Below are 12,680 nucleotides of genomic sequence, written 5' to 3' on the forward strand. Positions count from 1 at the left end.
CCTCCGCCCACCTCGGCGCCCCCCCGTCCGGATCGGCTGCCGCACCCGGCGCGGGGGGGGGGGGGGGGCCCCCCCCGGGGGGGGGCCCCCCCCCCCCACGGCTCCCGAACCTCACCCGGCTGCGACTGCTCGCCGCTCAGGTTCCGCTCCTCCGGGTCAATCTTGCGATTGTCCACAAAGGTGATCGGCTCTTGCTCGGAGTCGCGTCGCTCCGAATTGTTGCCGTCGGTCACTTCTTCTCCGTGTCAACCGGCTCGTCCACAACCTCAGCGTCCACGACCTCGTCCTCGGCGTTGTTCGACGCCGACGACCCGTTGCTGGACGCCGCGGCGTCGTTGGCCGACGATTCGTAGATCGCCTGGCCCAGGGCCTGCGACTCGGTCGCCAGCTTCTCGACCGCCGCCTTGACCGCGGCGATGTCGGTGCCCTTGAGCGCCTCGTTCGCCTCGGCGATGGCCGCCTCGACCTTGGTCTTGATCTCGGCCGGGACCTTGTCCTCGTTGTCCTTGATGAACTTCTCGGTCTGGTGCACCAGCGACTCGGCCTGGTTGCGGGTCTCGGCCTCCTCGCGGCGGGCCTTGTCCTCGGCGGCGTGCGCCTCGGCGTCCTTGACCATCCGGTCGATCTCTTCCTTGGACAGGCCGGAGCCGTCCTGGATCTTGATCGTGTTCTCCTTGCCCGTGCCCTTGTCCTTCGCGGTCACGTGCACGATGCCGTTGGCGTCGATGTCGAAGGTGACCTCGATCTGCGGCACGCCGCGCGGGGCCGGCGGGATGCCGGTCAGCTCGAAGGAGCCGAGCAGCTTGTTGTGCGAGGCGATCTCGCGCTCACCCTGGAACACCTGGATCTGCACCGACGGCTGGTTGTCGTCGGCCGTGGTGAAGGTCTCCGAGCGCTTGGTCGGGATGGTGGTGTTGCGCTCGATGAGCTTGGTCATCACGCCGCCCTTGGTCTCGATGCCCAGCGACAGCGGGGTCACATCGAGCAGCAGGACGTCCTTGACCTCACCCTTGAGCACACCGGCCTGCAGTGCGGCGCCGACGGCGACGACCTCGTCCGGGTTCACGCCCTTGTTCGGCTCGCGGCCGCCGGTCAGCTCCTTGACCAGTTCGGACACCGCGGGCATCCGGGTGGAGCCACCGACGAGCACGACGTGGTCGATGTCGGCGACGTTGATGCCCGCGTCCTTGATCACGGACTGGAACGGCGCGCGGGTGCGGTCGAGCAGGTCCGAGGTGATCTTCTGGAACTCGGCGCGGGTCAGCTGCTCGTCGAGGAACAGCGGGTTCTTGTCCGCGTCGACGGTGATGTAGGGCAGGTTGATCGAGGTGCTCTGCGAGGAGCTCAGCTCGATCTTCGCCTTCTCGGCGGCCTCACGCAGCCGCTGCAGCGCCATCTTGTCCTTGGTCAGGTCGATGCCCGCGCTGGCCTTGAACTTGTCGACCAGCCAGGTGACCACGCGCTCGTCCCAGTCGTCACCACCGAGGTGGTTGTCACCGGAGGTGGCGCGGACCTCGACGACGCCCTCGCCGATCTCCAGCAGCGAGACGTCGAAGGTACCGCCACCGAGGTCGAAGACCAGGATGGTCTGTTCCTTGTCGCCCTTGTCCAGGCCGTACGCCAGCGCCGCCGCGGTGGGCTCGTTGACGATGCGCAGCACGTTCAGGCCGGCGATCTGGCCTGCTTCCTTGGTGGCCTGCCGCTGGGCGTCCTCGAAGTACGCGGGCACGGTGATGACCGCGTCGGTGATCTCCTCACCGAGGTAGGCCTCCGCGTCGCGCTTCAGCTTCATCAGGGTGCGCGCGCTGATTTCCTGCGGGGTGTACTTCTTGCCATCGATCTCGACGGTCCAGTCGGTGCCGATGTGGCGCTTGACCGAGCGAATGGTGCGGTCGACGTTGGTGACGGCCTGGTTCTTGGCCGGCTGGCCGACCAGCACCTCGCCGTTCTTCGCGAACGCGACGATCGACGGGGTGGTGCGCGATCCTTCCGAGTTGGCCACGACGACCGGTTCTCCGCCTTCGAGTACGGCGACGACCGAGTTCGTGGTCCCGAGGTCGATTCCGACCGCACGAGCCATTGTGGTTCCTCCTATTTGACGTACTTACATGTGTCGGTGCCTGGGCGGGTTGCGCCCTGCGGCCTGGTCTTTCCCTATGCCGCGAGACCTCGCCCCAAGCACCTGGCGGAGCACGGTCCCAGCAACGCTGAGCGTGGTCGGCTCAATCCTGCCCCCAACGATGATCGGGAGTCAACTCAAACTTGAGTCCGGCACACTCAATGTTGTCGAATAGCTCAACGGACAGCAGACGCGGATCATTCCCGAACGACGACATCGATTTCGTCCGATCGCGATTGTCCTCGCCCGACCCGGTCGCGACTACCCCGTGGTGCAATAGCAGCCGCGGCGGGTGCGAGCCCGGCGGGAAGGAGTCACGGTGTCGACGAAGACGCGGTCATGGTGGGGTTGGGGCAACATCGAGGACGCGGTGGTCGGCGCGGAGCGGGCGGCACTGACCGAGCGCGTCGCGGCCATCCTGCCCGGCGCCGATCTGACGGCACACGAGCCGCCGCCGATCGAAGCCTTGGCACTGCCGGAACCACGGATCGCCGCACCGGCGGCGTTGGCCGAGCTCGTCTCCGTCGATCCCGCCGATCGCGCGGCGCACGCACACGGGCAGGCGTTCCGCGATGTGGTCCGAAACCTCTTGGGCGAGGTACGGACTCCGCCCGACCTCGTCATCCGACCGCGCACCGAAGCCGACATCGTCGACGTGCTCGACTGGGCCTGCCGGACGAACATCGCCGTAATCCCCTTCGGCGGTGGCACTTCCGTGGTCGGCGGGGTAGAACCGCGCCTCGACGGCACCTTCGCCGGCGCGGTGAGCCTCGACCTCGGCGCGCTCGACCGCGTCCTGGAGATCGATCCGATCAGTCGCGCGGCGCGGATTCAGGCCGGCGTGCTCGGCCCGGCGCTGGAAGACCAACTGCGCGAGGCGAAGCTGACCCTGCGGCATTTCCCGCAGTCGTTCGAGTTCTCCACCCTCGGCGGCTGGCTGGCCACCCGGGCAGGCGGGCACTTCGCGACGCTGTATACCCACATCGATGACCTGGTCGAGTCGATGCGGGTGGTGACGCCCGCGGGGATCAGCGAATCCCGGCGGCTGCCCGGCTCCGGTGCCGGGCCCGCGCCGGACCGGATGTTCCTCGGCTCCGAGGGCACGCTCGGCGTGATCACCGAGGCCTGGCTGCGGCTACAGGACCGGCCGCGGTGGCGGGCAACGGCTTCGGTGCATTTCGACGATTACGACCGCGCGGTGGCCGCCACTCGCGCCATCGCCCGGTCTGGGCTGTACCCGACCAACTGCAGGCTGCTCGATCCCGCCGAGGCCTTCCTCAACGCCGGTGCGGCGACCGCGGGTGGGGTGCTGGTCCTCGGCTTCGAGTCGGCGGATCACCCGACGCGGCCGTGGCTGGAACGGGTCGTCGAGATCGCTGTCGAGCACGGCGGCACCTTGCCCGAGCCGGCGCGCTACGTGGATTCGGACACGAACGCCCACACCGGTGGCACCGCCGATACCTGGCGCTCGTCCTTCCTGCGCATGCCGTACCAGCGCGACGCGCTCGCCGCCCAATCGATGATCACCGAGACGTTCGAAACCGCCTGTACCTGGGACAGATTCGCGGAACTGAAGGCCGCCGTGACCACCGCCGCGAACGAGGCGATCCGAGCGGTCGGCGCGACCGGTGTGGTCACCTGTCGATTCACCCACGTCTACCCGGACGGGCCCGCACCGTACTTCGGTATCTACGCCGCAGGTCGCTGGGGCAGCACGGTCGCGCAGTGGGACGACATCAAAGCCGCGGTCTCCGAGGCCCTCTCGGCCGCGGGCGGGACGATCACGCATCACCACGCGGTGGGCCGGGATCACCGGCCCTGGTACGACAGGCAGCGCCCGGAGCCGTTCGCGCTGGCGCTGCGGGCGGCCAAATCCGCCCTCGATCCGGCGGGCATCCTGAATCCCGGTGTGCTCCTGTGAATTACCGCGCCACGGTCAACGTGGCATCCGTTCACCGGTGAGGCCCGGGTGCACCCCGGGGCGTAGCCCATTGCTCGCGGCAGTGCGCTGTAAGAGCCGCAACAGCGTTGCTCGTTCCTCGGCGTCGAGGTCGGCGAACAGTTCGGCGTCGAGGCGGGTCACCACCTGTTGTGCGCGGGCCAGTACGTCGTGTGCGGCGGGCAGCAGATAGACGGCGTGCGCGCGGCGGTCGGTCGGGTGCCTGCGCCGCTCGACGAGCTTTCGCTGCTCCAGTTCGTCGACGAGGCCGACCATCACATTGCGGTGGATGCCCAGCGTCTCGCCGAGCCGCTGCTGGGTTTGCCCGTCGTGTTCGCGCAGTAGGCGCAACATGCCGAAGTGCCGGGGGCCGATGCCGATCGGAGTGAGCAGTTCGCTGAATCGGGCACCGGTGTGGGCACCGAGCTGGCCCAACAGGAAGGCCGGTTGCTCGGACAGCGGCGGAAACCTTGTCTCGGTCACGCTGTCAGCATACCTATATGCACAGAGAGTGATTGCCCTATTGCAGGATAATCACTAGAGGTGCATAGTTTTGATATCAGCCCTCTACCGACCAGGAGCATGAGAGCAATGGATATTCTCGTCATCGGCCGCGGTCCGAGCGTGGTGGCATCCGGCCTCGAACTCATTCGCGCACAGGGGTTTACCGCACATGGCGTGACAGCCGACGAGGACGCGCTGGCTGCACTCGCGGCCGGCCCGGTCGGCCTGATGCTGATAGGCGGTGGCGTAGAACCCACTTCAAGTACGGCATTGAAAGAAAAAGCCGAACAGCACGGCGTCCCGGTGCTCGAAGCCGCACGCAACGGTCGCGACCTGGAAACCTACCTCCGGGAAGAGGTGTTCCCCGTACTACGCGACCGGTAGTGAAACCGCCTGTGGGTGGGAGCGTTTCGCGCTCCAACCCATCGGACCGTCGTCAGGCGTGCACGAGCCGCTCGGGCATTTCGTCCGGGTCGGCGATCGCGCTGCGGCGCAAGCCGGTCGCGGCGAGCACGCCGGCCAGGACCGCCGCGACCACCGGAACGATCAGCGCGGTGCGCAGTCCCTCCATGCCGACCTTGCCCGCGGTGACCGCCGCGACGTTCACCGCGGTCACCACCGAGATGCCCAGCGCCGCACCGAATTGGATTGCGGTGTAGAGCAATCCACCCGCCAGGCCGTGCTCTTCCGCCGCGATATCGTCGGTGCCCGCGATCGTCAGCGGCCCGTAGACCAGCGCGAAGGCCACGGCGAGCAGCAGCATCGTGGGGAGCATGGCGAGATAGGCGCGGTCCAGGTCCGTCGGCAGGAACAGCACGTAGGCGAGCACCGCGAGAACGGTGCCACCGAAGATCACCCGAACATTGCCGAACCTGCGTACGAACCACGGCGTCAGCAGCGGCGCGAGGATCGCGTCCAGGCCGAGCACCGCCATCGCCAGGCCGGTCTGCACCGTGCTCCAGCCGCGCACCTCCTGGAAGTACAGCGTCGCCAGGAATTGGAATCCCATGAACGCGGCGATGAACAGCACCGCGACCAGATTGGTGCGCACCAGTGGGACCGAACGCAGGATGCCGAGCCGGACCAGCGGTGTAGCGGTGCGGCGTTCGTTCACCACGAACAGTCCGAGCGCTGCCAGCCCGGCGGCGAAGGACACCACCGTCAGCCCCGGATTGTCCCCCGGATGCTCCAGCCGGACGACACCGTAGACGAGCAGCAGCATCGCACCGGTCACGCTCAATGCCCCGATCAGATCGAAGCCGCCCCGAACCCGCTGCGGCACACCGGAATCCCGAACCAGCGCGATGGCGGCCACCAAGAGCACGGCCGCGACGAGCACCGGAACGAAGAACACCCAGCGCCACCCGAACGCCGTCAACAACCCGCCGACCACCATGCCGAGCGAGAACCCGCCCGCCCCGACGCCCGCGTAGAACATCAGTGCCTTGTCACGCACCGGACCCTCGGCGAAGTTGGTGGTGATCAGCGAGAGACCGGCCGGTGCGAGGAACGCCGCGGCCACCCCGGTTACGAACCGGGCCGTCAACAGCATCCACCCGGTGGTGGCGAACCCGCCGAGTCCGGAGAACACCAAGAAGACCGTCAGCCAGAACAGGAACATCCGCCTGCGGCCGAGCAGGTCGGCGGCGCGGCCACCGAGCAGCACGAAACCGCCGTAGCCGAGCACATACGCCGACACCACACCGCTGAGCATGCCGGTGGACAGGCCGAGTTCGGCCCGGATCGAGGGCAGCGCCACGCTCAGCATCCCGACGTCGATGCCCTCCATGAATATCGCGCCGCACAGCACCGCCAGCACGGCCCAGGCGCGACCGGACATCTCCGTAAAGACCTCGGCGACTCTGGATTTCACCATCACGACTCCCCACTCAGACTAGGTTCCCCGAAATGGGGTCAGTTACCTCTTGATACCGAGGAGAAGTCTCGGGCAGAATCCAGGACTATGGAAGACGGCACTTTGAAGTCACCGGGGCACTGCGGGGATACCGCCGCCGACTTCGACGTTCTGCAGTGGGACACCCGCGTCGACTGCGAGGTACGCCAGATCCTCGATCGGGTCGCCGACAAGTGGTCGCTGCTGGTGATCGCCCTGCTGGATCAGCAGAGTCTGCGGTTCACCGAACTCAAGCGCAAGATCGACGGCGTCAGTCAGCGGATGCTCACCCGCACACTGCGGCATCTCGAACGCGACGGGCTGGTCGAGCGCACCGTGTATCCGACCGTGCCGCCGCGGGTCGACTACGCGCTGACCCCGCTCGGCGCCAGTCTGCACACCACCATCAAGGCGTTGGTCACCTGGACCGAAGGGCATCAGAACGAGATCGCCGCCGCGCGCAATGCCTACGATCGCCGCGCCGCCCAGGACGAACTCACGCCCATCTGACCCGCGACGGGTTATCTCGATCGCCGGAAAACGGCAGGGGTAGCTGATCGCGCAGTAGCGTGGTCAGCGACGCCGATTCGAGGAGTTCACCATGCGGGCTGCCGTCGTCACCAACTCGAAATTCGAGGTCACCGACTTACCGACGCCGATACCCGGGCGCGGGCAGCTGCTGATCAACGTATCGCGCTGCGGCATCTGCGGTTCCGACCTGCACGTGCGCAACCATGCCGACGAGGTGGCCGAGCTGAGCACGATCACCGGGTACGACTCGTTCATGCGGTCGGACCAGAGCGTGGTGCTCGGGCACGAATTCAGCGGCGAGCTCGTCGATTACGGGCCGGGGTGCCGGAAGCGTTGGCGGGCAGGCACTCCGGTGGTTGCGCTGCCGATCGTGCGGCACGGCACCAAGCCGCACCTGACCGGTCTGTCGGTCGAGGCGCCCGGCGCCTACGCCGAACAGGTGATCGTCCAGGAGTCGATGACCATGCCGGTGCCCAACGGGCTGTCCGCCGAGCATGCCGCGCTCACCGAACCCATGGCGGTGGCCTGGCACGCGGTGCGCCGCGGTCGAGTCGGTAAGCGACAGCACGCTTTCGTGGTCGGTTGCGGGCCGATCGGCCTCGCGGTGATCAGCATGCTGAAGGCCGCGGGCGTGCGCACGGTGGTGGCCAGCGACTTCTCCCCGCGCCGCCGAGAGCTGGCGACCGCCTGCGGCGCCGACATCGTCGTCGACCCCGCCACCGACTCCCCCTGGACCGCCGCGCCCACCCGCGGGCGGATCAACGGCGTCACCGACATCCTCGAGCTCGGCTTCGACACCATGGACCGCCTGCGCCGCGTCCCGAACCTGCCCTGGTGGTACGTCTTCCGCCTCGCACACACCCTCAACGCGGGCCCGTCCGGTCCCGTCATCTTCGAATGCGTCGGCGTCCCAGGCATTCTCGACCAGATCATCACCGCCGCACCCCCGCTGTCCCGCGTGGTCGTCGTCGGCGTCTGCATGGAAGCCGACCGCATCCGCCCCGCCATGGCCATCAACAAGGAGATCGAACTCCGCTTCGTCTTCGGCTACGACCCCGGCGAATTCCGCGACACCCTCCACCTCCTCGCCGAAGGCAAGGTCGACCCCGCCCCCTTGATCACCGGCACGGTAGGCCTGAACGGCATCGAATCCGCCTTCACCACCCTCGCCACCCCCGACCACCACGCCAAAATCCTGATCGACCCCACCACGCCCTGACCTCGCGCGTTCAGTCTCGACGGCACTGGACGACATGAGCACTGTGGGGGATGCATGTCGAGATGTCCGTCCGGCTGCCTGATCCGGTGGGTCAGTGGGCGGCGTCGAGGACTTCTTCGGCGAGTTTGTCGTCCAGGGTGATGCGGACCAGGGCGGCGGCCAAGTCGGCGGTGTGGTCTTTGGGGGCCAGGGCGGCGAGTTTCGCGGGGGTGGCGGGGAGGTTGATGCGGTCGGCGCCGCGGAGGGCGCGTTCGTCGAAATGGGGGGCGGCCCAGGGCCAGACGTCTTGGATCTCGCGGAGGAAGATGTCGCTGCCGGTGGGGCCGATGCCCTGGAACTCTTGCAGGAGTTGGGCGGCGCGCTTGGCGTCGTGATCGGCTTCGTCGGCGAGTTTGCGCAGGTCGCCGTCGTAGCGGTCGAGGACCTGGGCAGCGTTGGCGCCGAGGCGGGTGGCGGTGCTCTCGTCGTAGCGGCGGTAGTGGGCGCGGCCGAGGGCGTCGACGAGTTCCTGCCATTCGGCGTCGGCGACGCGTTGCGGGGTGCGATAACCGGTGGCGATCAGTTCGCGGGCGGCGGCCACCGCGATATCGGCGGAGATCCTGGTGCTCAACAGCTCCGCGAGCATGAGCAGCTGGAACAGCGGTGCGGGTTTGTCGTCCAGGTGGATGCCCGCTTCCGCGGCGTACCCGGTTCCGGCGCGGTCGAGCAGCGCGTGCACTACCTTCTGTTGACTCATCGCGACCTCCTTGTTCGGATATCGGTCGCCTACCCGACAGAGTCGGCTTCACACCGATCCGATGTCGGTCGTCCGAGTTACGAGGAAAGTGCGTTATCCGTGGTTCACGGTGTCCCGACCGGCGCAGGACCTGGCGGAGGCGCTGCGCGGAGTTACCGGCGACTCGACCTAGCCGGGCAACAGACTCAGTGTGCCTTCCGCGCTGCGGGCGGCGGTGAGGCAAGCGGTGCTGGTGAATTGGTCGGCGAGCGGGTGCCTGGCGCGGGCCCGCCATTTGCGCACCGCGGCGACAGCCTGATCACGCTGCACCGAGAGCGCGGCATCGACGGGCAGCCCGAGGCGCAGGTGTGGGGCGACGCCGGAACCGCCGATGAGTCGGTGCAGTTCAGCGAGATCCGCTGGCGGCAGGGTCAATTCATCGGTCCGGAGCCGACCGAGCAGGCGGAGCTCGGCGAAGCCGTGCACATCGGCGAGCAGGGTGCGCACCCGTGGCAGCAGGGCGTCGGCCGCGCTGCCCGGGTACGCGGTCAGCACGCGCGCGAGCGCGGTGAGGGCGGAGTGCGCCTTGAGTTGATCGGCGCGCTGGCCGAATTGGACATCGAGCACCGAGCGCAGTTCGTCCACACCGCTGCGCGTGGTCAATTCCGCGGCCAGCGTTGCGGAGTCGCGCACGCCGAGCCGAATCAGCGTGACCGCCATGCGAATCCCGAACAGGCCGAACCGTTCCGCCAGCTGTGCTCTGAGTTCCGGCACCACCGGCAACGCGACATCGGGGCGCGCGAAACGATCCGCGGACAGCAGTGCCGCACTCAGTTCGTCGACCGGAACACCGGCCAGCGCCTCGAACGCCGCGTACTCCTGCTGGCGCAGCGTGGCAGCGGCGAACGCGAGCAACCCGGCCACCGGAATCACCGCCTGACACAGCCCTGTCCGCTCCAGCTCCCCGGCGAATCGAGTCGCGACGTCCCGAGCCGAGTGCAGCGCGTCGATCCGGCCCGCCCCGATCTCATCGGCCCTGGACACGACGCCGACGACGCCGAGCGGGCCGGGCACCTCGGAAACACCCTGCCTCGCAGTAGTTCCCGCGCCCACCCGCTCGAGGAACCGGACGTCGGCCGCATCGAGCCTGCGCAGCAGGTACACCACCGCGTCGGCGCCAGGCACCGCGATGCTCTGCTCGCCCTCCGGCGTGAGCAGCCGGGCCGTGCGCTGCGACACCTCCCGCGACAGCGAGGAGGTACCCGGCGTATCGATGATGGTCGTATCGGCCAGCGCCGCCGCCGGCCATTCGACCTCGAGGTGATCGACCTCGCGCGGCGCGGGCGCGTTCCAGGCCAGCCGGTCCAGGTCGAAGGTCAGCCCGTGCGTACCGCCACCCCGGCGGACCACCACGTTCGCGCGGGCGCCGTCGCCGGCGTGCGCCGTCACGCTCGGGGTGGAACCGTAGCGGTACCAGGTGACCACCCTGGTGCACTCGGTCGCATCGGTCGGCGCGATATCCTGCCCGACAAGGGAATTCAGCAGTGTGGATTTGCCTGCCTTCAACGAGCCGGCGAGCGCGACCCGCAACGGCTGATCCAGCCGACCCGCGCACTCGGCGAGCATGGCCCGTGGTCGCGGTTCGGTCGCCAGCGCGGCGCGCGCCGCGCCGATCAGTCGATGGGCCTCGGCAACGATGCCTGGCGCGGCACCACCCGCACGTCTCATGACTGCGCCTCGAGTGCGCTCGGCGCCGTTCGCGAAGGCACGCTGGGTCGTCGGTTCACTCGGTGGAGCTCGTTCACGGGGCAACCGTACCGACGGATGCGCTCGGCAGCGCGGCCTGCATGGCTTCGGCGTATCTGCCCAGCTCAGCGACCGCGCGTAGTTGCCGCTCCAGCATCGAGGCACGCTCGGCCCTGCGGGCGTTGGCCATCGTCGCGGCCTCCTGCGCGGCCCGCAGCGAATCGTCGATCGATCGCAGGCTCCGCTCGGCCACACCGGCGTAGTGGTCGCGCAGCGCGCGATGGATGCGGTGCAGCCGGTCCTTGGACTCCTTGCCCGTCTGGAACGCCACATCGTCGACGAACCGGCGGACGGCTGCCTTCGCCTCGGTGCGCCGCCGGGCCAGCCTGGCCTGCTTGTCGTCACGGAAGGCCTTGCCGCCCACCACGAGTCCGGCACCGAGGGAGATCGGATTGAGCAGCGCGAGCCCGGCGAAGGTGCTGGCCAGCCCGACCATCAACACGCCGCCGTAGGAGCCGCGCATGCCGACGAGCAGTTTGCTGCCGAACCCGATGTCGGGCTCCAGGTCGGCGAGGGTGCCCGCGCCGACATGACTGCCCGCGACGGCGGTGTCGGACCGGACATCCGGGAGATCGGTGGTGCCCGCGTCGCTGAAATGCTCGGCGACCCGTTGTGCGAGTTGTAAGGCGCGCGAGTGGGTCCAGAGCAGATTGTCGCCGATCGCCGTATCGATGGTGCCGGTGAGGTATTCGGCGATCCGCTCCCAGTGCCTACCGGGGTCGTGGTCGTCGATCCACTCCTCGGTGGTTCTGGCGATGCCGCGCAACCGATCTCGCAGATCATGGTCGACATCGCTCGCCAGGTCGGTGATGCCGTCGGCCAGCGTCTGCTGCCAGGCGGCGGTGCGGCGGTGCAGCTCCTCGGCCGAGGTGCGGGCGGCTTGCAGTTCGCGCACCGCCGCCGCGCCACGCGCCGGATCACGGACCGCGACCAGTTCGCTGCCCAGCGCCAGCGCGAGATGTTCGGCGGCGGAGCGGATATCGCGGGCCACCGCAGCGCGGGTGGCGAGCTGGTCGCGGGCCACCACCTGATCGCGCAGGAACTGGTACAGCACGCCGAAGCCCGACTCGAGGCCGAGCTGTTGATCCTGCAGGCGCAGCGCGTGGCTGCGCAGCAGCGAGGACACCGCGATCATCGGCACGTCGAGACCGGCCGTGGCGAGGTGACGCCGGTCGGCCTCGTGCACCTGACGCCAGTGCGGGTACAGGTCGGTCTTGGTCAGCAGCAGCGCGACGGTGGGGCACAGCTCGCGGACCTGACGCAGGAACGCGAGTTCCGGCTCGGTGAGTTCGGTGGACGCGTCCGAGAGCACCAGCACCGCGTCCGCCGCGGGCACCATGCCGAGCACGGTTGCCGCATAAGCACTTCCGTGCCCACCGACACCTGGCGTGTCGACCAGCACGATGCCATCGGCCAGCAGTGGGTTGGGCACCTGGATTTCCAGCCGCAGGATTCGCCGCCCCTGGGCCAGCGGTGAGCGGGCGGAGATCGTGCCGATCTCGGTGAACGGCACGAGCACTCGCGTCTCCGGACCGCCGGAGTCGCCGCCGGGGCCGGTGAGCACCAACTCGGCCTTCGGCTCGGGGCCGTGCGCGAGCAGCGTGGTGATCGTGGTGGTCACGTCGTCACCGACCGGACAGATCTCCAGATTCAGCAGCGCGTTGACGAAGCGGCTCTTGCCCTGATCCAGTTGTCCCGCAATGACGATGCGCCGCCGCGGGTCGCGGACCCGATCGGCGGCAACCTCGAGTCGGCCCACCAGGTCGGTGCGCCCGGCGGCGCGCGCCGCCGCGATGGTTTCGCCGAGTACCGACAGCAGCGGTACCGCCGGTGGTGTGGCGTTCGGTGCGGGCGTCCCCATCGCGGTATCGACCTCTTCCAGTGGCTCGAGCAATGTCGGTGCGGCGGCGCATGCCTGGTAGGTGCGCCGCCGCAGGCGTGATCAGTGCGGCG

General features: G+C 68.6%; 10 protein-coding genes. 4 read left to right on the forward strand and 6 right to left on the reverse strand.

What is annotated here, in order from left to right; translation table 11 throughout:
- Positions 1-229: 229 nt before the first annotated feature.
- Positions 230-2,080 (reverse strand): molecular chaperone DnaK, encoded by a 1,851-nt coding sequence (gene dnaK, locus ACIHA7_RS23600; RefSeq protein WP_107659809.1) that lies wholly within the window; start codon positions 2,078-2,080, stop codon positions 230-232.
- Between the two features lie 358 nt (positions 2,081-2,438).
- Between dnaK and ACIHA7_RS23605 the strand changes: the two genes are divergently transcribed.
- A complete protein-coding gene (locus tag ACIHA7_RS23605; protein WP_397293142.1) occupies positions 2,439-4,040 on the forward strand; it encodes an FAD-binding oxidoreductase in 1,602 nt (533 codons plus the stop codon).
- A gap of 15 nt (positions 4,041-4,055) precedes the next feature.
- Here the strand turns inward: ACIHA7_RS23605 and ACIHA7_RS23610 are convergent, their stop codons facing one another.
- Positions 4,056-4,541 (reverse strand): MarR family winged helix-turn-helix transcriptional regulator, encoded by a 486-nt coding sequence (locus tag ACIHA7_RS23610; protein ID WP_397293144.1) that lies wholly within the window; start codon positions 4,539-4,541, stop codon positions 4,056-4,058.
- A gap of 108 nt (positions 4,542-4,649) precedes the next feature.
- Here ACIHA7_RS23610 and ACIHA7_RS23615 point away from each other — a divergent pair, with 108 nt between their 5' ends.
- Complete coding sequence (locus ACIHA7_RS23615) at positions 4,650-4,946, forward strand: hypothetical protein (protein ID WP_397293145.1); 297 nt, start codon at positions 4,650-4,652, stop codon at positions 4,944-4,946.
- Positions 4,947-4,998: 52 nt separating this feature from the next.
- Here ACIHA7_RS23615 and ACIHA7_RS23620 read toward each other — a convergent pair whose 3' ends face one another.
- Positions 4,999-6,438 carry an MFS transporter gene (locus ACIHA7_RS23620; protein ID WP_397293146.1) on the reverse strand — a complete coding sequence of 480 codons (1,440 nt, stop codon included), beginning with the start codon at positions 6,436-6,438 and terminating at the stop codon, positions 4,999-5,001.
- Between the two features lie 87 nt (positions 6,439-6,525).
- Here ACIHA7_RS23620 and ACIHA7_RS23625 point away from each other — a divergent pair, with 87 nt between their 5' ends.
- Positions 6,526-6,966 (forward strand): winged helix-turn-helix transcriptional regulator, encoded by a 441-nt coding sequence (locus ACIHA7_RS23625; protein ID WP_387713164.1) that lies wholly within the window; start codon positions 6,526-6,528, stop codon positions 6,964-6,966.
- Between the two features lie 91 nt (positions 6,967-7,057).
- Positions 7,058-8,206, forward strand: a complete 1,149-nt coding sequence (locus ACIHA7_RS23630; RefSeq protein ID WP_397293147.1) for a zinc-binding dehydrogenase — start codon at positions 7,058-7,060, stop codon at positions 8,204-8,206.
- A gap of 91 nt (positions 8,207-8,297) precedes the next feature.
- Here the strand turns inward: ACIHA7_RS23630 and ACIHA7_RS23635 are convergent, their stop codons facing one another.
- The 3 genes from ACIHA7_RS23635 to ACIHA7_RS23645 all read right to left on the reverse strand — a co-directional run bounded on the left by ACIHA7_RS23635 (position 8,298) and on the right by ACIHA7_RS23645 (position 12,588).
- The gene (locus ACIHA7_RS23635) at positions 8,298-8,942 is read right to left on the reverse strand and encodes an endonuclease (protein WP_397293148.1); all 645 of its coding nucleotides are present in this window, start codon (positions 8,940-8,942) and stop codon (positions 8,298-8,300) included.
- A 168-nt stretch (positions 8,943-9,110) separates the two neighbouring features.
- Entirely contained in the window at positions 9,111-10,649 is a 1,539-nt protein-coding gene (locus ACIHA7_RS23640) for a dynamin family protein (RefSeq protein ID WP_397293149.1), read from the reverse strand.
- Between the two features lie 73 nt (positions 10,650-10,722).
- A complete protein-coding gene (locus ACIHA7_RS23645) occupies positions 10,723-12,588 on the reverse strand; it encodes a dynamin family protein (RefSeq protein WP_397293150.1) in 1,866 nt (621 codons plus the stop codon).
- Positions 12,589-12,680 lie beyond the last annotated feature (92 nt).

Origin of the sequence: Nocardia sp. NPDC052316 (assembly GCF_044547795.1) — a bacterium.
In the GTDB taxonomy this organism is placed as follows: domain Bacteria; phylum Actinomycetota; class Actinomycetes; order Mycobacteriales; family Mycobacteriaceae; genus Nocardia.

Excerpts from the sequence above, each read along its gene's own strand:
- dnaK (WP_107659809.1), bottom strand. The coding sequence starts at position 2,080 with ATGGCTCGTGCGGTCGGAATCGACCTCGGGACCACGAACTCGGTCGTC.
- ACIHA7_RS23615 (WP_397293145.1), top strand. The coding sequence starts at position 4,650 with ATGGATATTCTCGTCATCGGCCGCGGTCCGAGCGTGGTGGCATCCGGC.
- ACIHA7_RS23620 (WP_397293146.1), bottom strand. The coding sequence starts at position 6,438 with ATGGTGAAATCCAGAGTCGCCGAGGTCTTTACGGAGATGTCCGGTCGC.
- ACIHA7_RS23625 (WP_387713164.1), top strand. The coding sequence starts at position 6,526 with ATGGAAGACGGCACTTTGAAGTCACCGGGGCACTGCGGGGATACCGCC.
- ACIHA7_RS23630 (WP_397293147.1), top strand. The coding sequence starts at position 7,058 with ATGCGGGCTGCCGTCGTCACCAACTCGAAATTCGAGGTCACCGACTTA.
- ACIHA7_RS23635 (WP_397293148.1), bottom strand. The coding sequence starts at position 8,942 with ATGAGTCAACAGAAGGTAGTGCACGCGCTGCTCGACCGCGCCGGAACC.
- ACIHA7_RS23640 (WP_397293149.1), bottom strand. The coding sequence starts at position 10,649 with ATGAGACGTGCGGGTGGTGCCGCGCCAGGCATCGTTGCCGAGGCCCAT.
- ACIHA7_RS23645 (WP_397293150.1), bottom strand. The coding sequence starts at position 12,588 with ATGGGGACGCCCGCACCGAACGCCACACCACCGGCGGTACCGCTGCTG.